Origin of the sequence: Leptotrichia massiliensis (genome assembly GCF_900104625.1) — a bacterium.
Lineage (GTDB): Bacteria > Fusobacteriota > Fusobacteriia > Fusobacteriales > Leptotrichiaceae > Leptotrichia > Leptotrichia massiliensis.
The window spans coordinates 1-22,930 of record NZ_FNVZ01000001.1 but is presented as its reverse complement, the minus strand read 5'-3'; the positions used below and the strand labels follow the sequence as shown (position 1 = coordinate 22,930).

29 protein-coding genes, 3 tRNA genes and 1 rRNA gene are annotated in these 22,930 nt (G+C 32.5%); 28 read left to right on the top strand and 5 right to left on the bottom strand.

Translation table 11 applies throughout. The features are described from left to right. Positions 1-116 precede the first annotated feature (116 nt). The 24 genes from fusA (at position 117) to secY (ending at position 14,912) form a co-directional block, all read left to right on the top strand. Complete coding sequence (gene fusA, locus BQ5344_RS00165) at positions 117-2,201, top strand: elongation factor G (protein WP_071123694.1); 2,085 nt, start codon at positions 117-119, stop codon at positions 2,199-2,201. A 78-nt stretch (positions 2,202-2,279) separates the two neighbouring features. Further along, on the top strand, positions 2,280-3,464 hold the full coding sequence (gene tuf / locus BQ5344_RS00160; protein WP_071123693.1) for an elongation factor Tu: 1,185 nt from the start codon (positions 2,280-2,282) through the stop codon (positions 3,462-3,464). Positions 3,465-3,657: 193 nt separating this feature from the next. After that, positions 3,658-3,963 (top strand): 30S ribosomal protein S10, encoded by a 306-nt coding sequence (rpsJ, locus tag BQ5344_RS00155; protein WP_012806349.1) that lies wholly within the window; start codon positions 3,658-3,660, stop codon positions 3,961-3,963. Positions 3,964-4,030: 67 nt separating this feature from the next. After that, a complete protein-coding gene (gene rplC, locus BQ5344_RS00150; RefSeq protein ID WP_021768814.1) occupies positions 4,031-4,657 on the top strand; it encodes a 50S ribosomal protein L3 in 627 nt (208 codons plus the stop codon). Positions 4,658-4,678: 21 nt separating this feature from the next. Further along, a complete protein-coding gene (gene rplD, locus BQ5344_RS00145) occupies positions 4,679-5,323 on the top strand; it encodes a 50S ribosomal protein L4 (protein ID WP_021768815.1) in 645 nt (214 codons plus the stop codon). Continuing rightward, positions 5,323-5,607, top strand: coding sequence for a 50S ribosomal protein L23 (gene rplW / locus BQ5344_RS00140; RefSeq protein WP_006806088.1), 285 nt, complete (start codon positions 5,323-5,325; stop codon positions 5,605-5,607). Before rplD ends, rplW begins: the two co-directional genes overlap by 1 nt. Before the next feature lie 210 nt (positions 5,608-5,817). Beyond that, a complete protein-coding gene (gene rplB / locus BQ5344_RS00135) occupies positions 5,818-6,645 on the top strand; it encodes a 50S ribosomal protein L2 (RefSeq protein WP_021768816.1) in 828 nt (275 codons plus the stop codon). 212 nt (positions 6,646-6,857) lie between these two features. Beyond that, positions 6,858-7,130 carry a 30S ribosomal protein S19 gene (rpsS, locus tag BQ5344_RS00130; protein WP_006806086.1) on the top strand — a complete coding sequence of 91 codons (273 nt, stop codon included), beginning with the start codon at positions 6,858-6,860 and terminating at the stop codon, positions 7,128-7,130. A gap of 46 nt (positions 7,131-7,176) precedes the next feature. Beyond that, the gene (rplV, locus tag BQ5344_RS00125) at positions 7,177-7,515 is read left to right on the top strand and encodes a 50S ribosomal protein L22 (protein ID WP_006806085.1); all 339 of its coding nucleotides are present in this window, start codon (positions 7,177-7,179) and stop codon (positions 7,513-7,515) included. Positions 7,516-7,540: 25 nt separating this feature from the next. Beyond that, the gene (rpsC, locus tag BQ5344_RS00120) at positions 7,541-8,197 is read left to right on the top strand and encodes a 30S ribosomal protein S3 (protein ID WP_006806084.1); all 657 of its coding nucleotides are present in this window, start codon (positions 7,541-7,543) and stop codon (positions 8,195-8,197) included. Position 8,198: 1 nt separating this feature from the next. Next, on the top strand, positions 8,199-8,624 hold the full coding sequence (gene rplP, locus BQ5344_RS00115; protein ID WP_006806083.1) for a 50S ribosomal protein L16: 426 nt from the start codon (positions 8,199-8,201) through the stop codon (positions 8,622-8,624). After that, on the top strand, positions 8,624-8,815 hold the full coding sequence (gene rpmC / locus BQ5344_RS00110) for a 50S ribosomal protein L29 (RefSeq protein ID WP_006806082.1): 192 nt from the start codon (positions 8,624-8,626) through the stop codon (positions 8,813-8,815). Before rplP ends, rpmC begins: the two co-directional genes overlap by 1 nt. 11 nt (positions 8,816-8,826) lie before the next feature. After that, positions 8,827-9,087: a 30S ribosomal protein S17 gene (rpsQ, locus tag BQ5344_RS00105; RefSeq protein ID WP_006806081.1), complete on the top strand. Its 261-nt coding sequence runs from the start codon at positions 8,827-8,829 to the stop codon at positions 9,085-9,087. Positions 9,088-9,184: 97 nt separating this feature from the next. Next, positions 9,185-9,553, top strand: a complete 369-nt coding sequence (gene rplN, locus BQ5344_RS00100) for a 50S ribosomal protein L14 (protein WP_012806357.1) — start codon at positions 9,185-9,187, stop codon at positions 9,551-9,553. A gap of 15 nt (positions 9,554-9,568) precedes the next feature. Next, entirely contained in the window at positions 9,569-9,952 is a 384-nt protein-coding gene (rplX, locus tag BQ5344_RS00095) for a 50S ribosomal protein L24 (protein WP_021768817.1), read from the top strand. Between the two features lie 25 nt (positions 9,953-9,977). Next, positions 9,978-10,532 (top strand): 50S ribosomal protein L5, encoded by a 555-nt coding sequence (rplE, locus tag BQ5344_RS00090; RefSeq protein ID WP_071123692.1) that lies wholly within the window; start codon positions 9,978-9,980, stop codon positions 10,530-10,532. Between the two features lie 30 nt (positions 10,533-10,562). Continuing rightward, the gene (gene rpsN, locus BQ5344_RS00085; protein ID WP_006806077.1) at positions 10,563-10,850 is read left to right on the top strand and encodes a 30S ribosomal protein S14; all 288 of its coding nucleotides are present in this window, start codon (positions 10,563-10,565) and stop codon (positions 10,848-10,850) included. A 21-nt stretch (positions 10,851-10,871) separates the two neighbouring features. Further along, positions 10,872-11,267 (top strand): 30S ribosomal protein S8, encoded by a 396-nt coding sequence (gene rpsH, locus BQ5344_RS00080; RefSeq protein WP_006806076.1) that lies wholly within the window; start codon positions 10,872-10,874, stop codon positions 11,265-11,267. A 32-nt stretch (positions 11,268-11,299) separates the two neighbouring features. Then, positions 11,300-11,833: a 50S ribosomal protein L6 gene (rplF, locus tag BQ5344_RS00075; RefSeq protein WP_006806075.1), complete on the top strand. Its 534-nt coding sequence runs from the start codon at positions 11,300-11,302 to the stop codon at positions 11,831-11,833. 13 nt (positions 11,834-11,846) lie between these two features. After that, on the top strand, positions 11,847-12,209 hold the full coding sequence (gene rplR / locus BQ5344_RS00070) for a 50S ribosomal protein L18 (RefSeq protein ID WP_006806074.1): 363 nt from the start codon (positions 11,847-11,849) through the stop codon (positions 12,207-12,209). A gap of 18 nt (positions 12,210-12,227) precedes the next feature. Next, the gene (rpsE, locus tag BQ5344_RS00065; protein WP_021768819.1) at positions 12,228-12,737 is read left to right on the top strand and encodes a 30S ribosomal protein S5; all 510 of its coding nucleotides are present in this window, start codon (positions 12,228-12,230) and stop codon (positions 12,735-12,737) included. A gap of 21 nt (positions 12,738-12,758) precedes the next feature. Beyond that, complete coding sequence (gene rpmD / locus BQ5344_RS00060; protein WP_006806072.1) at positions 12,759-12,938, top strand: 50S ribosomal protein L30; 180 nt, start codon at positions 12,759-12,761, stop codon at positions 12,936-12,938. Positions 12,939-12,943: 5 nt separating this feature from the next. Beyond that, positions 12,944-13,558 (top strand): 50S ribosomal protein L15, encoded by a 615-nt coding sequence (gene rplO, locus BQ5344_RS00055; protein WP_021768820.1) that lies wholly within the window; start codon positions 12,944-12,946, stop codon positions 13,556-13,558. 46 nt (positions 13,559-13,604) lie between these two features. Then, positions 13,605-14,912, top strand: coding sequence for a preprotein translocase subunit SecY (secY, locus tag BQ5344_RS00050; protein ID WP_036070397.1), 1,308 nt, complete (start codon positions 13,605-13,607; stop codon positions 14,910-14,912). A gap of 204 nt (positions 14,913-15,116) precedes the next feature. Here secY and BQ5344_RS00045 read toward each other — a convergent pair whose 3' ends face one another. From BQ5344_RS00045 to BQ5344_RS00025, 5 genes are all read right to left on the bottom strand, one after another. Next, positions 15,117-15,923 (bottom strand): PhnE/PtxC family ABC transporter permease, encoded by an 807-nt coding sequence (locus BQ5344_RS00045; protein WP_235846081.1) that lies wholly within the window; start codon positions 15,921-15,923, stop codon positions 15,117-15,119. 32 nt (positions 15,924-15,955) lie between these two features. Beyond that, entirely contained in the window at positions 15,956-16,750 is a 795-nt protein-coding gene (locus BQ5344_RS00040) for a PhnE/PtxC family ABC transporter permease (RefSeq protein ID WP_071123690.1), read from the bottom strand. A gap of 12 nt (positions 16,751-16,762) precedes the next feature. Next, positions 16,763-17,512 (bottom strand): phosphonate ABC transporter ATP-binding protein, encoded by a 750-nt coding sequence (gene phnC, locus BQ5344_RS00035; protein WP_021768824.1) that lies wholly within the window; start codon positions 17,510-17,512, stop codon positions 16,763-16,765. 106 nt (positions 17,513-17,618) lie between these two features. Continuing rightward, a complete protein-coding gene (locus BQ5344_RS00030) occupies positions 17,619-19,124 on the bottom strand; it encodes a hypothetical protein (RefSeq protein ID WP_071123689.1) in 1,506 nt (501 codons plus the stop codon). Between the two features lie 182 nt (positions 19,125-19,306). Next, positions 19,307-20,203, bottom strand: a complete 897-nt coding sequence (locus tag BQ5344_RS00025) for a peptidyl-prolyl cis-trans isomerase (protein WP_071123688.1) — start codon at positions 20,201-20,203, stop codon at positions 19,307-19,309. Between the two features lie 284 nt (positions 20,204-20,487). Here BQ5344_RS00025 and BQ5344_RS00020 point away from each other — a divergent pair. From BQ5344_RS00020 to BQ5344_RS00005, 4 genes are all read left to right on the top strand, one after another. Beyond that, positions 20,488-20,575 (top strand) — tRNA-Leu (locus BQ5344_RS00020). A gap of 25 nt (positions 20,576-20,600) precedes the next feature. Beyond that, a tRNA-Met gene (locus BQ5344_RS00015) sits at positions 20,601-20,677 on the top strand. Positions 20,678-20,680: 3 nt separating this feature from the next. After that, positions 20,681-20,757 (top strand) — tRNA-Met (locus BQ5344_RS00010). 630 nt (positions 20,758-21,387) lie between these two features. Further along, positions 21,388-22,899: ribosomal RNA gene (locus BQ5344_RS00005) — 16S ribosomal RNA — on the top strand. Positions 22,900-22,930: the final 31 nt, after the last annotated feature.

The following is a 22,930-nucleotide window of genomic DNA, read 5'->3' as shown; positions in this document are numbered from 1 at the left end:
TTGTATTTTTACGAAATTCATTTTTTCAGAACTGGATTTATAAAAATATTGTTTCAAATTTTAAATATACTTTATAGATAAAGAAGTAGCTTACAAAAACAAGGAGGAAAAATTAAATGGCAAGAAAAGTTGCTTTAAAAGATACTAGAAACATTGGTATCATGGCACATATAGACGCCGGAAAAACAACTACGACTGAAAGAATTTTATTTTATACAGGAGTAAACCATAAAATCGGAGAAGTTCACGAAGGAGCTGCTACGATGGACTATATGGAACAAGAACAAGAAAGAGGAATCACAATTACATCAGCTGCGACAACAGCATTCTGGAATGGACACAGAATTAATATAATAGATACACCAGGCCACGTTGACTTTACAGTTGAGGTAGAAAGATCATTAAGAGTATTAGATGGAGCAGTTGCAGTATTCTCAGCAGTTGACGGAGTGCAACCTCAATCAGAAACAGTTTGGAGACAAGCTGACAAATATAACGTACCAAGAATGGCTTTCTTTAACAAAATGGATAGAGTCGGAGCAGATTTTAACATGTGTGTAAACGATATCAAAGAAAAATTAGGTGGAAATGGTGTACCAATCCAATTGCCAATTGGTGCAGAAGATAATTTTGAAGGAATTATCGACTTGGTAACAATGAAAGAATATTTGTTTAAAGATGAAACTATGGGAGCAGATTATGAAGTTGTTGATATTAGGGCTGAGTTGTTAGATGATGCTCAAACAGCAAGAGAACATATGATTGAATCTGTAGTTGAAACTGATGATGAATTGATGGAGAAATACTTTGGTGGAGAAGAAATCTCTGAAGAAGAAATCAAAAAAGCTTTAAGATCTGCAACAATTGAAGGAACTGTTGTACCTGTGTTGTGTGGAACAGCATTCAAAAATAAAGGGATTCAACCATTACTTGATGCAGTAGTTGCCTACATGCCGTCACCACTAGACATTAACGGTGGAAAAATTAATGGAACTGATCCTAAAACTGAAGAGCCTATTCAAAGAGAAATGGGAGATGATGCTCCATTCTCAGCATTGGCGTTTAAAATCATTACAGATCCATTTGTTGGAAGATTATCATTCTTTAGAGTTTATTCAGGAGTACTAGAAAAAGGATCTTATGTATTAAATTCAACTAAAGGTAAAAAAGAAAGAATGGGAAGATTACTTCAAATGCATGCTAATAAGAGAGAAGAACTTGATGTAGTTTACTCTGGAGATATAGCTGCGGCAGTTGGACTAAAAGATACTACAACAGGAGATACATTGAGTGCTGAAAATGCTCCGATTATCTTAGAAAAAATGGAATTCCCTGATACAGTTATCCAAATTGCAGTTGAACCAAAAACTAAAGCCGATCAGGAAAAAATGGGAACAGCTCTTGCAAAACTTGCAGAAGAAGATCCTACATTTAAAGTGTCAACTAACCAGGAAACTGGACAAACATTGATTTCAGGAATGGGAGAATTGCACTTGGAAATCATCGTAGATAGAATGAAACGTGAATTCAAAGTGGAAGCAAATGTTGGTAAACCGCAAGTTGCTTATAGAGAAACAATTAATGGAGCAACAGATGTTGAAGAAAAATATGCAAAACAATCTGGAGGACGTGGACAATACGGACATGTTAAGATGAAAGTTGAAGCTAATCACGGAAAAGGTTACGAATTTGTTAATGAAATTACTGGAGGAGCTATTCCAAGAGAATATATCCCAGCAGTAGATAAAGGAATTCAAGAAGCTTTAGAAGCAGGGGTTGTTGCAGGATACCCTGTTCAAGATATAAAAGTTACATTGTATGATGGATCTTACCATGAAGTCGATTCATCAGAAATGGCATTTAAAATAGCAGGTTCAATGGCAGTTAAAAAAGGACTTAGAGCCGCTAATCCAGTATTGTTGGAACCAATCTTCAAAGTAGAAGTTACTACTCCAGAAGAATACATGGGAGACGTAATTGGAGATTTGAACTCAAGACGTGGACAAGTTTCAGGAATGACTGACAGAAATAATGCAAAAATTATTAATGCAGAAGTACCTTTATCACAAATGTTCGGTTATGCAACTGACTTGAGATCGAAAACACAAGGAAGAGCATCTTACTCAATGGAATTTGAAAAATATGTAGAAGTTCCAAAAAATATTGCTCAACAAGTAATTGATGAAAGACAAGGAAAATAATAAAAATTTAAAAGAATAAATTTAGAAAAATAATTAAAGAACTTAAAAAAAACTAAAAATAACGGAGGAATTATAACAATGGCAAAAGCTAAATTTGAGAGAAGCAAACCACACGTAAACGTAGGAACAATAGGTCACGTTGACCACGGAAAAACAACAACAACAGCAGCAATATCAAAAGTATTGGCTGAAAAAGGACTAGCTGAAAAAGTTGATTTTGAAAACATCGACCAAGCTCCTGAAGAAAGAGAAAGAGGGATTACAATCAACACAGCTCACATTGAGTATGAAACAGAAAACAGACACTATGCTCACGTTGACTGTCCAGGCCATGCCGATTATGTAAAAAATATGATTACAGGAGCAGCTCAAATGGATGGAGCAATCCTAGTAGTATCAGCAGCTGACGGTCCAATGCCTCAAACAAGAGAGCACATCCTTCTTGCAAGACAAGTTGGAGTTCCTTATATCGTAGTTTACTTGAACAAAGTTGACATGGTAGACGATGAAGAATTATTAGAATTAGTAGAAATGGAAGTAAGAGAATTACTTACAGAATACGGATTCCCAGGAGATGATGTTCCAGTAATTAAAGGATCTTCATTAGGAGCATTAAATGGAGAAGCTCAATGGGTAGACAGAATCATGGAATTAATGGATGCAGTTGATGACTATATTCCAACACCAGAAAGACCAGTAGACCAAGCATTCCTAATGCCAATTGAAGACGTATTCACAATCACAGGAAGAGGAACAGTTGTAACAGGAAGAGTGGAAAGAGGAGTAATCAACGTTGGTGAAGAAGTAGAAATCGTAGGAATCAAGCCAACAACAAAAACTACTGTAACAGGAGTAGAAATGTTCAGAAAATTATTAGATTCAGGACAAGCTGGAGATAATATAGGAGCATTATTAAGAGGAACTAAGAAAGAAGAAGTGGAAAGAGGACAAGTACTTGCTAAACCAGGAACAATCAATCCACATACAGGATTTAAGTCAGAAGTATACGTGTTGACAAAAGATGAAGGAGGAAGACATACACCATTCTTCACAGGATACAAACCACAATTTTACTTCAGAACGACTGACATTACAGGAGAAGTAAACTTGCCAGAAGGTGTAGAAATGGTAATGCCTGGAGATAACATTGAAATGACAGTAGAATTAATTCACCCAATCGCAATGGAAGAAGGATTAAGATTTGCGATAAGAGAAGGTGGAAGAACAGTAGCTTCAGGAGTAGTAGCAACTATTACTAAATAGTTTTCTTTAAAGGACTTTCTTTAAGACATAAAATAAAAATAAATATTGCAGATAATGAAAATATTTGTTATAATATTTAGAAATGTAATAGAAAATAGTTCGCAAATGCTGAATAAAAAGAGAAATTAGGTTTTATAATCTAATTTCTCTAATTGCTAAAACAAAGAGAAAAAATAAAACAGGAGGAAAAACTTTGGATAAAATAAGAATATATTTACAATCTTATGATCACAAACTGTTGGATCAATCTGCTAAAAAAATTGCAGAAGTAGCTAAGAAAAATGGTTCAGAATTAGCAGGACCACTTCCATTACCTACAAAAACTAAAAAATATACAGTTTTAAGATCAGTTCACGTAAATAAAGATTCAAGAGAACAATTTGAAATGAGAATTCACAGAAGATTTGTAGAAATCAAAAATTCAAATCAACAAATCGTAAATGCATTAGCATCATTAAACTTACCATCAGGTGTGGGAGTTGAAATTAAGCAATCATAAGGCTTAGTACAAGTTGGCTATTTCACAGAAAATTGTCAACCAATATATTAAGGAGGAAAAATAAAAAATGATATTAGGTAAAAAAATCGGAATGACTCAAATTTTCGAAGATGAAAAATTAATTCCAGTAACAGTAATTGAAGCAGGAACTAACTTCGTTACACAAATAAAAACTGAAGAAAAAGAAGGATACAACGCTATCACGTTAGCATACGGAGATAAAAAAGAAAAAAATACAACAAAACCTGAATTAGGAATATTTAAAAAAGCAGGAGTTACTCCAAAAAGTTTTCTTAAAGAATTTAAAGTAACTAACCCAGCTGACTTTGCATTAGGACAAGAAATCAAAGTAGATGTATTAGAAGGTATCGAATTTGTTGATATTTCTGGAACTTCAAAAGGTAAAGGAACTGCAGGAGTTATGAAAAGACATAACTTTGGTGGAAACAGAGCTTCACACGGGGTTTCAAGAAACCATAGACTTGGAGGTTCTAACGCAGGAGGAGCCGCATCAAACAGTAATGTGCCAAAAGGTAAAAAAATGGCTGGAAGACTTGGAGCTGAAAAAGTAACAGTTCAAAACTTACAAGTTATCAAATACGATGTAGAAAACAGTCTTTTATTAGTAAAAGGTGCTGTTCCAGGACCCAAAAACGGTTACTTAGTTATCAAAAAATCGGTAAAGAAATATTAATAGGAAAGAGAGGAGGATAACATGCCAGTTTTAAATATATATAAATTAGACGGTTCACAAGCAGGAACTATTGAAGTAAATAATGACGTATTTGGAATCGAACCAAATAAACACGTAATGCACGAAGTTTTAGTAGCAGAATTAGCTGAAGCTAGACAAGGATCTGCCTCAACAAAAACAAGAGCAGAAGTAAGAGGTGGAGGAAGAAAACCTTTTAGACAAAAAGGAACAGGAAGAGCTAGACAAGGATCTACAAGAGCACCACACATGGTAGGTGGAGGAGTAGTTCACGGACCAAAACCAAGAAACTATGCTAAAAAAGTAAATAAAAAAGTTAGAAAATTAGCTTTAAAATCAGCTTTAGCAACAAAAATTAGTGAAGGAAATGTAATCGTATTAGATGATTTCACATTGGAAACACCAAAAACAAAAACATTCATTGATTTTGCAAAAGCATTAAACTTTGATGGTGTAAAACAATTATATATAACAAATGATGATACTGATAATATAGATAGAGATTATTTCTTATATTTATCAACTAGAAATATTGAAAAAGTTGCAGCAATTAATACAAGAGATTTAAGCATCTACTGGTTAATCAAACAAGATAAAGTAATCTTAACTAAAGAAGCTCTTGCAACTATCGAGGAGGTGCTAGCATAATGCATATTACTGATATTATCAAAAAACCTGTAATTAATACAGAAAAAGCAAGAAATTTATTGGAAAACAATGAATATGTTTTCATAGTGGATAGAAGAGCAAACAAACTTCAAATTAAAGATGCAGTTGAAAAACTGTTCAATGTAAAAGTTCAAGGTGTAAATACTTTAAACATTAAACCAAAAAACAAAAGATTCAGAATGTCAATGTATAAAACAGCTGCTATCAAAAAAGCAATTGTTAAGTTGAAAGATGGAGAATCTATTGCGGCTTACGAAGGATAAAACAAATTACAAGAATCATAACATCTATTTCTCGGGGATTTCCCCGAAAAATAATTTTTAGAAAAAGTAAAAATAACTATATTTTTTTGTGGAAATTATTTAGTAAAAATGCTATAATAGATAAGTTATGTAAAATTATAGAAATTATTTGAAATTTTTTGAATAATTATACAAATAAAAAGAGAAATAGGAAGAGAGGGAACATAAGTTATGCCAATAAAAAAATTAAAACCGATGACTAGTGGGACACGGCATATGTCGATATTAGTTAATAAGGACTTAGATAAAGTAAGACCTGAGAAATCTTTAGTTGAACCATTAAATTCATCTTATGGAATTGACAACTATGGACACAGAACAGGTAGAAACAGACATAAAGGACACAAAAGATTATATAGAGTAATCGACTGGAAAAGAAATAAAATTGGAGTGCCTGCAAAAGTTGCAACTCTTGAGTATGATCCAAATAGAACTGCAAATATCGCATTGCTGCACTATGTTGATGGAGAAAAAAGATATATCTTGGCTCCAAATGGACTTAAAAAAGGTGACATCGTATTAGCAGGAGAAGGTGCAGATATCAAACCTGGAAATGCGTTAAAATTAAAAGACCTGCCAGTAGGGACAGTTATTCACAATGTAGAACTTATGCCTGGTAAAGGTGGACAGTTAGCAAGATCAGCAGGAACAGCTGCAAGACTTGTTGCAAAAGAAGGAACTTACTGCCACGTGGAATTACCATCTGGAGAATTAAGACTTATTCATAAAGAATGTATGGCTACAATCGGATCAGTAGGAAATTCTGAACATTCATTAGTATCATTAGGAAAAGCTGGAAGAAATAGACACTTAGGAAGAAAACCTCATGTTAGAGGATCTGTAATGAACCCTGTGGATCACCCACACGGAGGAGGAGAAGGAAGATCTCCAATTGGTAGAAAATCACCAGTTACACCTTGGGGTAAACCTACACTTGGTAAGAAAACTAGAGGTAAAAAACTTAGTGATAAATTCATCGTTAGAGGAAGAAAAAAATAGTAGTTTAAAAATAAAGTCAATGTCAATATTGATAATACAATTTTTAGATGAAAAACGCAGAAATGGACTGTGCCAGTCAAGCAAACAGATAACATATCTAAATAACAGTTTGGCTGAATGTAAAAATATTGCTTGATACATTGAATTGAATATTAAAATGAGATGTATTGAGTAACATTTCTCGATTTAAAAAATGAAATAAGGAGGAAAGAATGGCTCGTTCATTAAAAAAAGGACCTTTTGTTGATGCATATTTATTAGAAAAAATAGAAGCATTGGGAGGTAAAAAACAAGTTATTAAAACATGGTCTAGAAGATCAACTATATTCCCTCAATTTATTGGACATACTTTTGCTGTATATAACGGTAAAAAACATATACCTGTATATGTAACTGAGGAAATGGTTGGACATAAATTAGGTGAATTTGCACCAACTAGAACTTTCTATGGACATGGAAAAGACGCTAAAAAAGGTAAAAAATAATTAAAATAACCGATATACATACATTGATGAAAGGAGAGGACTTTGAATGGCAGTAGTAGCTAAATTGAAATACCAAAGATTAAGCCCTCAAAAAGCAAGATTAGTTGCTGATATTGTAAGAGGGAAAAATGCATTGCAAGCATTGAACATTTTAAAATTTACAAATAAAAAAGCAGCATTATACATAGAAAAAACATTAAGATCAGCAATTGCAAACGCTGAACATAATAACAACATGGATCCTGATAAATTATTTATTTCAAAAATATTAATTGATAAAGGACCTGTACTAAAAAGAATCAGCCCAAGAGCAATGGGAAGAGCTGATGTTATTAGAAAACCAACAGCTCATATCACAGTAGAAGTTGATGAAAGAGAAGATTAATTTAGACAAATAAGGAGGTAAGTCTGTGGGACAAAAAGTAGATCCTAGGGGGATAAGATTAGGAATCACAAGAACTTGGGATTCAAAATGGTTCGCTGAGGGAAAAGAATACGTAAACAACTTTCACGAAGATTTAAAAATAAAAGAATATGTTAAGAAAAACTATTACCACGCAGGGATTTCTTCTATTCAAATAGAAAGAACATCACCTACAGAAGTAGCAGTTATCATAGAAACTGGAAAAGCTGGAATCTTAATCGGAAGAAAAGGTCAAGAAATTGAAGCTTTAAAAGTAAAATTGGAAAAATTAACTGGTAAAAGAGTACAAATTAAAGTACAAGAAATCAAAAATCCTAATAAAGACGCTCAATTAGTAGCAGAAAGTATTGCAACTGCAATTGAAAAAAGGGTTGCTTATAAAAGAGCAGTTCAACAAGCTATTCAAAGAGCAGAAAAAGCTGGGATTAAAGGAATTAAAGTTATGGTATCGGGAAGATTGAATGGTGCCGAAATTGCAAGAAGTGAATGGACACTTTCAGGAAGAGTACCACTACATACTTTAAGAGCAGATGTTGATTATGCAACAGCTACTGCACACACTACATACGGTGCTTTAGGATTAAAAGTATGGATATTTAATGGTGAAGTTCTTTCTACTACAAAGGAAGGAGAAAACGAATAATATGTTAATACCTAAAAGAACGAAATATAGAAAACAGTTCAGAGGAAAAATGGGTGGCGTAGCAACTAAAGGAAATAAAGTTGATTTTGGTGAATTTGGACTTGCCGCTAAAGAATTTGGTTGGATTACTTCAAGACAAATTGAGGCTTGTAGGGTAACAATCAACAGAACGTTTAAAAGAGAAGGTAAAATTTGGATTAGAATATTCCCTGATAAACCTTATACAAAAAGACCTGAAGGAACAAGAATGGGTAAAGGTAAAGGTAATGCAGAAGGTTGGGTAGCAGTAGTTAAAAAGAATAAAATAATGTTTGAAGTTGGTGGAGTATCAGAAGAGAAAGCCAAAGAAGCATTAAGAAAAGCTGGACATAAACTACCTATAAAAGTTAAATTTGTTAGAAAAGAAGAAGTAGGTGGTGATAAGTAATGACAATTAACGAAATTAGAGAATTATCATTGGAAGAATTGGAAGTTAAAGTAAATGAATTGAAACAAGAATTGTTTAATTTAAAATTTCAAAAAACTCTTGGACAATTACAAAACACTGCTAAAATACGAGATGTTAAAAGAACAATAGCAAGACTAAAAACTGTTGTAACTGAAAAAACTGGTAAATAGGAGGATCAAGAGTGGAAAATAAAAGAAACGAAAGAAAAGTAAGAGAAGGAATTGTTGTTTCTAATAAAATGGATAAAACTGTAGTTGTTATTGAAGAAACAATGAAATTACACAAACTTTATAAAAAGAGAGTAAAAACTTCTAAAAAATATAAAGCACACGATGAAAACAATGATTGTGGAATCGGAGATAAAGTGCAAATTATGGAAACTAGACCATTAAGTAAAGATAAAAGATGGAGAGTTGTTACAATCTTAGAAAGAGCTAAATAATTTGATCTTATTAAGAAAATTGCTTGATGTTTTATTTTCAATATTAAAATTAAGAAGAAAATAGTGTGAGTTAATATTTGAGAGGAGGAAATTTTAAATGGTTCAACAACAATCGATGCTTAATGTTGCTGATAACACTGGAGCTAAAAAAATCATGGTTATTAGAGTATTAGGTGGATCAAGAAGAAGATTCGGTAAAATTGGAGACATCGTAGTAGCAACTGTAAAAGAAGCTATACCAAACGGAAACGTTAAAAAAGGTGATGTAGTTAAAGCTGTAATCGTTAGAACTAGAAAAGAATTAAAAAGAGCAGATGGTTCATATATAAAATTTGATGACAATGCGGCAGTTATTTTGAATACGGCATTAGAAGTAAGAGGGACAAGAATTTTTGGACCTGTAGCAAGAGAATTAAGAGCGAAAAACTTTATGAAAATAGTTTCTCTAGCACCAGAAGTATTATAGGAAGGAGAGTTAAACGTGGCTAAACCAAACTTAAAATCAGTACCTAGAAGATTACATGTTAAAACTGGAGATACAGTTATTGTAATTAGTGGTAGATCAAAAGATTTGTTACGTAATGAAAACAGTACACAAACTGGAGATAAAGGAAAAATTGGAAAAGTATTAAAAGTATTCCCTAAAACTGGAAAAATAATTGTTGAGGGTGTAAATATCAAAAAAAGACATATTAAACCTAATGCAATGAACCCACAAGGCGAAGTTGTAGAAAGAGAAATGCCAATCTTCTCATCTAAAGTAATGCTTTGGGATGAAGGAGCAGGAAAACCTACAAGAGTAAGAAAAGAAATAAGAGATGGAAAAAAAGTAAGAATATCAGTTGTATCTGGTAATGAAATATAATATTTTAGAGAGGAGGATGTAATAAATGGCTGAAAAATATATTCCAAGATTACAAAAATTATACAAAGATGAAATAGTTTCATCATTATTGAAAGAATTAAATTTATCTAATGTTATGCAAGTGCCAAAACTTGATAAAATAGTAGTGAATATGGGGATTGGAGAAGCAGTAAGCAATCCTAAATTAATAGATACAGCTATTGCTGAATTAGCACAAATTACAGGACAACAGCCTGTAGCAAGAGCTGCTAGAAAATCAGAAGCTGGATTTAAATTAAGAGAAGGACAAAAAATTGGAGCAAAAGTTACATTAAGAAAAGAAAAAATGTATGAATTCCTAGACAGATTAATCAGTATCACATTACCAAGGGTAAGAGATTTTGAAGGTGTTTCATCTAAAGGATTTGATGGAAGAGGAAACTACACATTAGGATTAAAAGAACAAATCGTATTCCCTGAAATCGAAATTGATAAAGTAGATAAAATCTTCGGATTAGGAATTACAATTGTATCTACAGCACAAAATGATGAGCAAGGAAGAGCTTTATTAAAAGCATTCGGAATGCCGTTTGCAAAATAGTATTATTTTGAAGGAGGTGTAATTTAATCAATGGCTAAAAAAGCAATGGTTGAAAGAAACTTAAAAAGAGAAAAAACAGTTGATAAATATGCAGCTAAAAGAGCTGAATTAAAAGCAAGAGCTAAAAAAGGTGATAGAGAAGCAATTTTAGAATTATCTAAATTACCAAGAAATGCTTCGCCTACAAGAGTTAGAAATAGATGTCAAATTAACGGAAGACCAAGAGGATATATGAGAGAATTTGGTATTTCAAGAGTTATGTTCAGACAATTAGCAGGAGAGGGAGTTATCCCTGGAGTAAAAAAATCAAGTTGGTAATTTTGAGAGGAGGAAGAATTAATGTATTTAACAGATCCTATTGCTGATATGCTTACTAGAATCAGAAACGGAAACATGGCTAAACATGCACAAGTTGCAGTACCATTTTCAAGAATTAAAGAAAGTATAGCAAATATATTAAAAAATGAAGGATATATAAACGGTTACGAAATTAAAGAAGAAGGAGCTATAAAAAATATAGTTGTTTCTTTAAAAACTGTAGATGGAGAAGCTGTAATTAAAGGATTGAAAAGAATTTCAAAACCTGGAAGAAGAGTTTACACATCTGTAGAAAATTTACCTAAAGTATTAGGTGGATTAGGAATTGCCATTGTCTCAACACCACAAGGTGTTATTACAGACAAGGAATGCAGAAAGCATAATGTTGGTGGAGAAGTTCTTTGCTACGTGTGGTAATTTACGCATTTTATAAATTAGGAGGATAAACAATGTCAAGAATAGGTAAGAAACCTATAACTATACCTGCTGGTGTTGAAGTTAAGCAGGATGGGAACACTTTTACTGTAAAAGGGCCAAAAGGACAATTAGTAAGAGAATTAAGCAGTGAAATTAAAGTAAATATTGATGGTAATGAAATTACATTTGAAAGACCAAATGATTTACCAAATATAAGAGCTCTTCATGGAACTACAAGAGCAAACTTAAACAATATGATTGTTGGAGTAAGTGAAGGATTTACTAGAGGATTAGAATTAGTCGGAGTAGGATATAGAGTACAAGCTAGTGGAAAAGGATTAACATTATCTTTAGGATATTCACATCCAGTTGAAGTTGAAGCAGTAGAAGGAATTACTTTCAAAGTTGAAGGAAATACTAAAATTTCTGTTGAAGGAATTGACAAACAATTAGTTGGACAAGTTGCTGCAAACATCAGAGCTAAACGTCCACCTGAACCATATAAAGGAAAAGGTGTTAAATACGCTGATGAAGTAATTAGAAGAAAAGAAGGTAAGAAAGGATAGGAGGTAGATTTTAATGGTAAAAAAACTTGATAGAAATAAATTAAGACAAAAAAAACATAGAAGTATTAGAAAAAAAATCGTTGGAACTGCTGAAAGACCTAGACTTGCTGTGTATAGAAGTTTACAAAATATCTTCGTTCAAGTAATTGATGATACAACAGGAAATACTTTAGTTTCTGCATCAACTATTGAAAAAGGTGCAAAAATTGAAAAAGGTTCAAATATCGAAGCAGCTAAACAAATAGGAGAAAGAATTGCTAAAAAAGCATTAGATAAAGGGATTACTACTGTTGTATTCGACAGAGGAGGATACGTTTACACAGGAAGAGTTAAAGCTGTTGCAGATGCTGCGAGAGAAGCAGGATTAAAATTCTAAAGATAAGGAGGATTTATTTTGGCTAGAGATAGAGATAACAGAGAAAGAGAAAGTGAATATAAAGAAAGACTTTTAAGAATAAGCAGAGTTTCTAAAACTGTTAAAGGAGGAAGAAGAATTTCGTTCTCAGTATTAGCAGCTGTTGGAGATGAAAAAGGAAAAGTAGGTATCGGTTTAGGAAAAGCTAACGGAGTACCTGATGCAATCAGAAAAGCTATTGCAAATGCTAAGAAAAACTTAGTAACTGTTTCATTAAAAGGTGGAACATTGCCACATGAGCAAATTGGTAAATATAATGCAACTTCTGTATTATTGAAACCAGCTTCAAAAGGGACAGGAGTTATCGCTGGTTCAGCAACTAGGGAATTATTAGAGCTAGCAGGTGTAAAAGATGTACTTACAAAAATTAGAGGTTCAAAAACTAAAGATAATGTTGCAAGAGCAACTTTAGAAGGATTAAAACAATTGCGTTCTCTTGAAGATGTAGCAAGACTTAGAGGAAAATCAGTTGAAGAAATTTTAGGATAATAAGGTTAGGAGGTAAAATTAATGTCTAAAGTAAAAGTAACGCTTGTAAAAGGAATTAATGGAAGAAAACCTAATCATGTTGCGACTGTAAAATCACTTGGATTAAGAAAAATCAGTCAAAGCGCAGTTCATAACAAAACTGCTGATATAGAAGGAAAAATTAAATTAGTTTCTTATTTACTTAAAGTAGAGGAGGTTTAGAATAGATGAATCTTAATGAATTAAGACCTGCTGCTGGATCGAAAAGAGAAAGAAGAAGAGTAGGGAGAGGACACGGAACTGGTTGGGGAAAAACTGCTGGTAAAGGTCACAATGGACAAAAACAAAGATCAGGTTCATATGTATCACCTATATTTGAGGGTGGACAAATGCCTATTATTAGAAGAATTCCTAAAAGAGGATTTTCTAATGCACCGTTTAAAAAAGATATAATAGTAATTACATTGGCTGACATTGTTGAAAGATTTAATGATGGAGATGTAGTTAGTTTACAAACATTAGTTGAAAATGGAATAGTTAAAAACCCTAAATTTATAACAAAATATTCGGATGAAGCTTTAAGAAATACAAAAGGTAGAAGAGCTGTAAGAGAATATTTAAATGTAAATATTGAATCATATGTAAAGGAAAAAGATTTTACAAGTTTGTTAAAAATCATAGGGAATGCAGAAGTTAATAAAAAACTAACTGTAAAAGCACACAAAGTTTCTAAAACAGCTAAAGAATTAATTGAAAAAGCTGGAGGAAATGTAGAATTATTAGAAGTAAAATCATATTCAGCTAAAGCAGGAAATAATAAAAAAGAAGATGGGAATAAGTAAGATTTAATATCTTGCTTTTTCTTCATACACTAAAGGAGTGATAGAATTGACTCTAGCTGAAGCAGTAACAAGCAGGGTAAAAGCTATTTTTAATATACCCGAACTAGAAAAAAGAGTAACATTTACATTACTTATGATAATGGTTGCAAGAGTTGGAATTCATATAGCAGTTCCGGGAATTAATACAGAGGCTTTTAAAAATTTCCAGCAGGGAAATGCAATTGCTCAATTTTTAAATTTATTTTCGGGTGGAGCTGTTGAAAGAGCTTCAATTTTTGCGTTGGGAATTGTCCCATATATTAATGCTTCCATCGTATTTCAATTATTAGGAGTTATTTTCCCTAAAATAGATGAAATGCAAAAAGAAGGTGGAAAAGAAAGAGATAAAATAACTCAATGGTCAAGATATGTAACAATTGTATTGGCAATAATTCAATCATTTGGAATTGCAGTTTTAATGCAAAATCAAGGATTAGTATTGGAACCAGGTCCAAAATTCATACTTAGTACAGTAGTTCTAATTACAGGTGGAACTTCATTCTTAATGTGGATTTCTGAAAGAATTTCAATAAGAGGTATTGGAAATGGTACGTCAATGTTGATTTTCTTAAATATTGTTGCAGGACTTCCGTCTGTTATCAGTGCTATGTTTACTGGATTACCTAGCGGAATGGGAAAAGTTCTATTAGGATTATCAATTGTAGCATTTGTGGTATTTATTGCACTAATGGTAATTGTACAGCTTGCTGAAAGAAGAATACCTATTCAATATGCAGGAAAAGGTAGTCTTGGATTTGGTGGGGGACAAAGTACAGTTGGAAAAAGAACATATTTACCATTAAAAATAAATATGTCTGGAGTAATGCCAATAATCTTTGCATCAGTATTAATGGCAGCCCCACCGTTTTTAGTTTCAATGATGAAAACTGGAGATTTAAAAAACTTTTTAGCAGCTCAGTTTGAGCCAAAAGGAGTTTTATATTTATTATTATTTGCAATATTAATTACAGTATTTTCATTTTTCTACACACTTACTATTGCTTTTGATCCAGACAAAGTGTCTGATGATTTGAAGCAAAGCGGAGGAACAATTCCAACAGTAAGAGCTGGAAAAGAAACTGCTGATTATTTGGAAAAAGTTGCAACAAGAGTAACATTTGGAAGTGCGATATTTTTATCATTATTGGGAATTATGCCAAATATATGGTTTGGGTATATCTTAAAACTTCCAGTTATGCTTGGAGGAACAAGTTTACTAATCTTAGTTGGAACTGCAGTAGAATTACTATTACAAATAGATTCTTACTTGGCAGTTAAGCAAATGAAAGGTTTTATAAACAAAAGAAATCGTTAAAAATAAAAATTTAATAATTAAAATATAATTTTAAAAGCACACTAAATGTGTGCTTTTTTTGTTTGAACAAGGGGGTTTTGATTCCCTTGCATAATAATATTTATTCTATTGATAATTTCAAATGTATATTCTTGTCACATATGTATTATCTCACAACATTTCTAAAAAAATTACTAAAAAATAATAGTTATTAAAATGTAGTAGTTAATTTTTCAAATATTTTTTTCTTAATAAATATGAAATAAGTTCCAATATAATTGCAACACCAAATATCAGATATACAAATATCCCAATTTCTCGTATATCAAAATACATGCTTCCCGACATAAACATATCGTATCCAATTCCACCTGCACCTGCAGCAGCTCCAACAAGAACAGCATTTGTAAAATTGATTTCAAAACGGATGAATGTCCATGATAGAAGAGAAGTGCTTGTACTTGGCAATACAGCCTGAAAAATAACTTTCCAGAATGAAGCACCTGTTGCTCTAAGAGCTTCGATAATTCCGTTGTCAATTTCTTCTATGCTTTCAGAATAGGCTTTTACAAGGTAAGCAACGCTGTGAAAAGTCATTCCTATAATTGCCGCTTCTACACCAACATTTGCAACGACTGAAAATACCATAACCCATAATATTGTTGGAATAGCACGGAAAAATGTTATGCTTAATTTTATAATTTTAGAAACATATTTGCTTGATAAATTTTGCGCTGCAAAGAAAGATAGAAATAGAGCTATAAAAGAACCTATAATTGTTGTTAAAGCTGCTAAAGCAATTGTTACCATAAGGCTTTGAAAAACTTGGCTATAGGTGTATCTATCTGATAATTTTGGAGAAAAGAACATCGTTTTCAAATCTTTAAAAAAATGGTCAGCAGCTTCAGCGATATTTACATTGCCAAAATCCATTGTAATCAATGTATAAATTGTAATAATTGACAATAGGAATAAAGTTGCGTATAAATAAATTTTTGATTTTGTAAGTTTTCTTATCTTTATTTTTTCCAAAAGAAAATTCACCTTCCTTCTGTTAATTTGTTTTACATCATTTCTTTTCTAAGTTTGTTAGACAGAATTTCTATTCCAATTACAATAACCGTAACTGTTAAAATTACGAGTCCAGCGGCATCATACCTAAAACTTTTGTAATACAGGTTAAATGTGAATCCTATTCCAGTTCCTGTTAAAATACCAACCAGTGTAGATTCCCGCACGCCAGTTTCAATAAAGAACAGAAGCCAAGACAGGAGCTGTGAGGAAACGCTTGGGATAACTCCGCAGAATATTATCTGAAAATAGGAAGCTCCTACTGATTTTAGTGCTTCAATTACATCACTTGCCACCTCGTCAATTGTTTCGGAAAAGGCACGTGTTAAATATCCAAATGTTATCAAAAATAGTGCAAGAAATCCTGTAAATTGACTTTGCTTAAAGGAAAATACAAGTATTAACGCCCATGCTACAATTGGAATATTTCTAAAAAAAGAAGCAATTATCTTTGTTATAATTTTTGTAAAAATATTTATTCCAGTTGAATTAGATCCGATTATTGCAAGAAATAGCGCAAAAGTTGCGGAAATTGTTGTGGAAGTTATGGCAAGTAAAACTGTTTTTATTACGGAATCCATAATTTCTGGAAAATACTGCAAAGCATTCTGTGTAGGGATAAATTTTTGTAAAAGCCAAAAGATTCCAGCTGGAATTGAAGAAAATGCCATCCCATTCTGGAAGCCTGCAATAATGGAGGATATTGTATAAATTAGAATAATTGCTGATATAAATATAATTTTAGAGTAAAATCTTTGCTTAAAAATATCTTTTTTACTTAACTTCATAAAACCTCCTTATCAAGTATTTTCTTCATCTTTATAAATAAATTCGATCATATCATCTGTAAGCCGTTCTGTTTTATCGTCAAAAATTTTCTCGCCTTTATTCAAGGCAATGATCCTGTCAGAATATTTTTTGGCAATATCAACTTGATGAAGATTCACAATACACGTAATTTTCAGTTCGGAAACAATTTTTTTTAAATAGTCCATTATATTTTCAGCAGTTTTAGGATCAAGAGAGGCAATTGGCTCATCACAAAGTAATAGTTTTGGTTTTTGCATAATTGCCCTTGCAATCCCTACACGTTGCTTCTGACCTCCAGATAATTCGTTACATTTTCGATAGGCGTACTTAGTCATATTTACTTTTTCCAGAAAGTTAAAAGCTTCCTTTTTCTCTTCCTCTGAATAAATACCTAATATTCCAGCAATTACCGATTTATATCCAAGCCTTCCATGAAGCACATTTTCAATAACAGTAAGCCTTTCCACAAGATTATAACTTTGAAAAATCATTCCAATTTCTCGTCTTACAATTTCTATTTCCGTTTTTTTCAAATTCTCAATATTTTTATCTTCAAATAAAATTGAACCTTGTGAAATATCAATCATTTTGTTCATACTTCTAAGTAATGTTGATTTTCCTGATCCTGAAGGACCAATAATCGAGATAAATTCACCTTTTTCGACATCAAATGAAATATTTTTCAAGGCATTTGTCCCATTGTTATATTTTTTTTCAACATTTTTTATACTTAATAACATAAATATTTCCTTTCTATAAGATTATTAAAGTAGTTTTACTATACAAATAAAAGTTTAAAAAATAAGGCATATCAGTTGTAGTATGCCTATTATAGTTTCTAAAAATTTATCTATTTCCAATGTTAATTTTATTTGGATTTTGATTTTCGTTTGTATTTTTCATATTGCCATTGCTATTATTATTACTTGAATTATTTAAAATATTAATCGAAGTATTATTAGTTTGATTAGTATTTTCTGTAGCTGTATTAGTTGTTGGTTGTTCAAATGTAATAATAGTTCCTAGCGATAATAAATCTCTTTGAAGTTTATCAAGTTTATTTTTTTGTACATAAACATTGTCAATTAGCGTTTCAATATTTTTATTATCTTCTTCATATTTAGCCATAATTTGTTGGTAATTGTTATTTCTTAAATTTTCAATTTTTTGAGTCAATAAAGTTTTTTCCTCATCAGTTAGCACAGTATGATTCAAGTTTTTAAAATTGTTATTTTCAAGAACAAGCTCTGAAGCTAATTTTATAATTTTTCCTTCGAGTAAATCATTTTTTGAGTATTCAATAATTGTACTGATTTTGTTAGCAAAAAACATTGTTTTTGAAGTAAAATTATCTTTGTTATACGTAATTTCATAACCATTATTTTGTCCTTTTATAAATGCCTTTGCATTATTTTCCATCACAACTTCTCCACTAATTTGTGTATTATCTCCATTTAGACCTTTAGCAACGATTTTTCCATCATTGATATCAATATCAGCTATTCTTACATTTAAATCTTTTATTTCTTTTATAAGAGCAGTTGCTTTTAAGGCACTGTTTAATGAAATTTCTAAGTCTTTTCCTTTATCCAAAAATATGTATAGATTCATATTTTGAACACTATTGTTGGAATTAATGTTATTAAAATCATTTAATGAAATTTCTTTTTCTAGTTTAGTCAAGTTGTCAGAAACATTTGTAAGAGCAATATCTCGCTCCAATTCAATTTCAGTTATAGTTTTTTCAATATTTTCCTTTTCAATATTAATAGATTTTGCCAAAGGTTTTATTTCATTATTTAGTTCCATAATTTTTTGAGCTTTACTTTTTAAATCTGTAAGTCCCACATAATCCTGTTTTAACACATTAACTTTTTCAATATTTTCACGTAATTTACTATTAATAAAATTATCAGTATTAGTTGTCAAAGTTGTAACTTTAGTTGTTGTTTCTTTAATAAAGTCAGCTGTTGATTTATCAGCTTTTTCCTGAGTAGTAAGAGAATTTATTTTATCGGTAAAAGTATCAATCTGAGAACTTTTTTCGTTATAAATATCCTCCAGATTCACATCTTCTAGCTTTAAGTTAGATAGTGTCAATTTTGGAACAAGCTTAAACAGCCCAGTTCCGATAACTCCAACATTAGCTCGTCCTTTTCCCAAATTTTTTCCATTAACAACAAAATTATCAAAAACCATCTCATTATTTTTTATAGAAAATTTTACATTCTCAAATTCTGAATGTTTAGTTTTTGTCATATACGAAACAATGTTACTGGAAAACATTACACTACAAAGTAGTACGAACAAAGCTATTAAAACAAGGCTTAATAGCCATTTTAATATTTTCACAAAATAACCTCCTTTTAAGAATTTATTATTTTAATATTTACATTAAATAAGCTGTTAAAAATAGATGCTATAAATTTTATATCTATTTAAAACAGCTCCTTTCTGAAACTTATCCAAAATAATTCAAAATTGAATTTTAAACTTTAAAATATAATTTTTATTTAATTTTAAATACAAATAAGTTATTTAATATTTTTTATTGCTTCATCAATATTTGACAATTTATATTCGTCAGTTATAGATTTTACAAATTTTTGTTGTTCAACTTGTCTTTTTTGAGTTTTTAATTGACTTTTTATAGCTTCCTTAACTTTTTCAAAAGGAATCAATCCTTTTGTATTTTTTTCTAAAACTTTTACAATGTATAAATCATTTCCAACAGTAACTACGTTATTTACAATTTGTCCAGCAGATACATTTTTAATAGCTTCATTTAAAGGACCAAAACGGCTTTCTAATTGACTCAATGGAATTTCCTGAGTTTCACCATTTTCAGTAACCCCTTGAATACTTGCATTATATTTTTGTGCATAGGCAGTAAAATTGGCAGGGTTTGCAACAGCTTCTTTTAATACTTGATTTGCCTTTGCAGAATCAGAAGTGTTAAATACAATGAGTTGTAATCTCACAGTATCTTCCTGACGTGTAAAATTAGCTGCATTTGCATCATAAATATTTTTTGCATCGTCATCACTAACTTTTGCTTTTTCATTAAGTTCATTAAATATAGCTAGATTAGCTAATAACTGCTCTTGTAAAATATTTTGGCTTTCAGTATATTTTTTATCATTATTAAGTTTTTGCTCTTTTCCTTTCAAAGCAATTGCTCTATTTATAGCAATATTTTTTATAATAGACTGTTTCATCTGTGCAATTTGTTCAGGACTAAGATCTTTTGCAGTTAGACCATTAGAAAATAATCCCTTTTCCAGTTCATTATTAACTTCATTTTCATATACCTTTATTTTTTTATCTGATGATTCAAACAAAACTTTCCCACTTTGCCCACTATTATTTCCACAAGCAATTACAAATATACATAATAAGGTCAAAATGCCTACTTTAATTTTATTTTTCATTATAGTTGTCCTCCAAACTAATTTTTATATTTAATTTATGTTTTTAGTATATCATAACATTACAAACATTTCAAACTTTTAATTTCTTTGACAGAGTAAAAATTTAGGTTCAAACAAATAAAATCAAAAAAGATAAAACTCAAAAACCTTTATTTTTTGTATACTCTTGTTACATATGTATTATCTTAGAACATTTTTTATTATATTCTGTTAAAAAAATTGTTGACAAATGCAAAAAAATACTATATAATATTATCTGTAAGTTTACTTTTTAAGTAAGTTAAGCCTTGGTGGCGAAATCGGTAGACGCACAGGACTTAAAATCCTGTGGGAATTTATCCCGTGCCGGTTCAAGTCCGGCCCGAGGCACCACTTAATAATAAACTACATTAATTGTCGCGGGATAGAGCAGCATGGTAGCTCGTCGGGCTCATAACCCGAAGGTCGTTGGTTCAAATCCAGCTCCCGCCACCAAATGCCTAGATAGCTCAGTTGGCTAGAGCATACGGTTCATACCCGTAGGGTCGGAAGTTCGAATCTTCTTCTAGGCACCACTATATTAATCAAGTTATACTTACAATTGTTGTAGGTATTTTTTTTATAAACAAAAATATACATATTAAATTAACAAGGATTCATATTCTTAGTTAAGTTTTAAAAGGAAAAATTGATAAATTAAAATGAGTCTATTAAATTAAGTATATTCCAGTAGAAAAATAAACTTACATTTCATCCTATCTTCAAATTTTGATATTAAATAAAACTCATTGATTTCTGAGTACAACAAACGTAACTAAAGTTATAAAAAAAATCATTATTAAATATTAGACACTTTTTTCTAATTTTTTGTGTAGTTATTTATCAACTAAGTTTTATAGTTAAGAAAATATTTTACTTTAAATAGAGAGAAATTTAGTATGTAATTTTATGATATATTTTAGTATTATACTTGATTGTACAATACAGCTATACAAAAACACAAATTTTTTGAAAAAAAGTAGTTGACAAATAAATTCAGTTATGATAATATATATCTTGTCGATACGAAATCGTGTCGCAGGACAATTGAGATAAGAATAGAAGAAGCAATAATGTGTAAAAGATAAATAATAGTCAAGAGCTCTTGTTGTAAAACAAGATTCTCGTCAAGATAAAGGTGAAATTTAAATATATGTAAAATATATTGAATGAAGAGTTTGATCCTGGCTCAGGATGAACGCTGACAGAATGCTTAACACATGCAAGTCTTTGGCAAATCTGTGCTTGCACAGCCTAGCCAAGGCGGACGGGTGAGTAACGCGTAAAGAACTTGCCCTGCAGATAGGGATAACAGACGGAAACGACTGATAACACCTGATACAATTGCCGGCACGCATGTGCCTGGCAATGAAAAGAGATGCTGCAGGAGAGCTTTGCGTCCTATTAGCTTGTTGGTGAGGTAACGGCTCACCAAGGCGATGATAGGTAGCCGGCCTGAGAGGGTGAACGGCCACAAGGGGACTGAGATACGGCCCTTACTCCTACGGGAGGCAGCAGTGGGGAATATTGGACAATGGGGGCAACCCTGATCCAGCAATTCTGTGTGCACGAAGAAGGTTTTCGGATTGTAAAGTGCTTTCAGCAGGGAAGAAGAAAGTGACGGTACCTGCAGAAGAAGCGACGGCTAAATACGTGCCAGCAGCCGCGGTAATACGTATGTCGCAAGCGTTATCCGGAATTATTGGGCATAAAGGGCATCTAGGCGGCCAGACAAGTCTGGGGTGAAAACTTGCGGCTCAACCGCAAGCCTGCCCTGGAAACTGTTTGGCTAGAGTGCTGGAGAGGTGGACGGAACTGCACGAGTAGAGGTGAAATTCGTAGATATGTGCAGGAATGCCGATGATGAAGATAGTTCACTGGACGGCAACTGACGCTGAAGTGCGAAAGCTAGGGGAGCGAACAGGATTAGATACCCTGGTAGTCCTAGCTGTAAACGATGATTACTGGGTGTGGGCATGAAGAGTGTCCGTGCCGAAGCAAATGCGATAAGTAATCCGCCTGGGGAGTACGGCCGCAAGGCTGAAACTCAAAGGAATTGACGGGGACCCGCACAAGCGGTGGAGCATGTGGTTTAATTCGACGCAACGCGAGGAACCTTACCAGATCTTGACATCCTACGAATGCCTGTGAGAACAGGCAGTGCCTTCGGGAACGTAGAGACAGGTGGTGCATGGCTGTCGACAGCTCGTGTCGTGAGATGTTGGGTTAAGTCCCGCAACGAGCGCAACCCCTATCGTTAGTTACCATCATTAAGTTGGGGACTCTAGCGAGACTGCCTGCGAAGAGCAGGAGGAAGGTGGGGATGACGTCAAGTCATCATGCCCCTTATGATCTGGGCTACACACGTGCTACAATGGCCGGTACAGAGAGCTGCAAAGCGGCAACGCCAAGCGAATCTTTAAAGCCGGTCCAAGTTCGGATTGAAGTCTGCAACTCGACTTCATGAAGCTGGAATCGCTAGTAATCGCAGATCAGCAATGCTGCGGTGAATACGTTCTCGGGTCTTGTACACACCGCCCGTCACACCACGAGAGTTGTTTGCACCTGAAGCTGCCGGTCTAACCGCAAGGAGGAAGGCATCTAAGGTGTGGATAGTGATTGGGGTGAAGTCGTAACAAGGTATCCGTACCGGAAGGTGCGGATGGATCACCTCCTTTCTAAGGAGTTAATTCATTACACTGCTTCTTC

What these genes read in the sequence shown, in the direction of transcription:
- fusA (WP_071123694.1), top strand. Translation starts at nt 117, where the DNA reads ATGGCAAGAAAAGTTGCTTTAAAAGATACTAGAAACATTGGTATCATG.
- tuf (WP_071123693.1), top strand. Translation starts at nt 2,280, where the DNA reads ATGGCAAAAGCTAAATTTGAGAGAAGCAAACCACACGTAAACGTAGGA.
- rplC (WP_021768814.1), top strand. Translation starts at nt 4,031, where the DNA reads ATGATATTAGGTAAAAAAATCGGAATGACTCAAATTTTCGAAGATGAA.
- rplD (WP_021768815.1), top strand. Translation starts at nt 4,679, where the DNA reads ATGCCAGTTTTAAATATATATAAATTAGACGGTTCACAAGCAGGAACT.
- rplW (WP_006806088.1), top strand. Translation starts at nt 5,323, where the DNA reads ATGCATATTACTGATATTATCAAAAAACCTGTAATTAATACAGAAAAA.
- rplB (WP_021768816.1), top strand. Translation starts at nt 5,818, where the DNA reads ATGCCAATAAAAAAATTAAAACCGATGACTAGTGGGACACGGCATATG.
- rpsS (WP_006806086.1), top strand. Translation starts at nt 6,858, where the DNA reads ATGGCTCGTTCATTAAAAAAAGGACCTTTTGTTGATGCATATTTATTA.
- rplV (WP_006806085.1), top strand. Translation starts at nt 7,177, where the DNA reads ATGGCAGTAGTAGCTAAATTGAAATACCAAAGATTAAGCCCTCAAAAA.
- rplP (WP_006806083.1), top strand. Translation starts at nt 8,199, where the DNA reads ATGTTAATACCTAAAAGAACGAAATATAGAAAACAGTTCAGAGGAAAA.
- rpmC (WP_006806082.1), top strand. Translation starts at nt 8,624, where the DNA reads ATGACAATTAACGAAATTAGAGAATTATCATTGGAAGAATTGGAAGTT.
- rplN (WP_012806357.1), top strand. Translation starts at nt 9,185, where the DNA reads ATGGTTCAACAACAATCGATGCTTAATGTTGCTGATAACACTGGAGCT.
- rplE (WP_071123692.1), top strand. Translation starts at nt 9,978, where the DNA reads ATGGCTGAAAAATATATTCCAAGATTACAAAAATTATACAAAGATGAA.
- rpsN (WP_006806077.1), top strand. Translation starts at nt 10,563, where the DNA reads ATGGCTAAAAAAGCAATGGTTGAAAGAAACTTAAAAAGAGAAAAAACA.
- rpsH (WP_006806076.1), top strand. Translation starts at nt 10,872, where the DNA reads ATGTATTTAACAGATCCTATTGCTGATATGCTTACTAGAATCAGAAAC.
- rplF (WP_006806075.1), top strand. Translation starts at nt 11,300, where the DNA reads ATGTCAAGAATAGGTAAGAAACCTATAACTATACCTGCTGGTGTTGAA.
- rplR (WP_006806074.1), top strand. Translation starts at nt 11,847, where the DNA reads ATGGTAAAAAAACTTGATAGAAATAAATTAAGACAAAAAAAACATAGA.
- rpmD (WP_006806072.1), top strand. Translation starts at nt 12,759, where the DNA reads ATGTCTAAAGTAAAAGTAACGCTTGTAAAAGGAATTAATGGAAGAAAA.
- rplO (WP_021768820.1), top strand. Translation starts at nt 12,944, where the DNA reads ATGAATCTTAATGAATTAAGACCTGCTGCTGGATCGAAAAGAGAAAGA.
- BQ5344_RS00040 (WP_071123690.1), bottom strand. Translation starts at nt 16,750, where the DNA reads ATGAAGTTAAGTAAAAAAGATATTTTTAAGCAAAGATTTTACTCTAAA.
- phnC (WP_021768824.1), bottom strand. Translation starts at nt 17,512, where the DNA reads ATGTTATTAAGTATAAAAAATGTTGAAAAAAAATATAACAATGGGACA.
- BQ5344_RS00025 (WP_071123688.1), bottom strand. Translation starts at nt 20,203, where the DNA reads ATGAAAAATAAAATTAAAGTAGGCATTTTGACCTTATTATGTATATTT.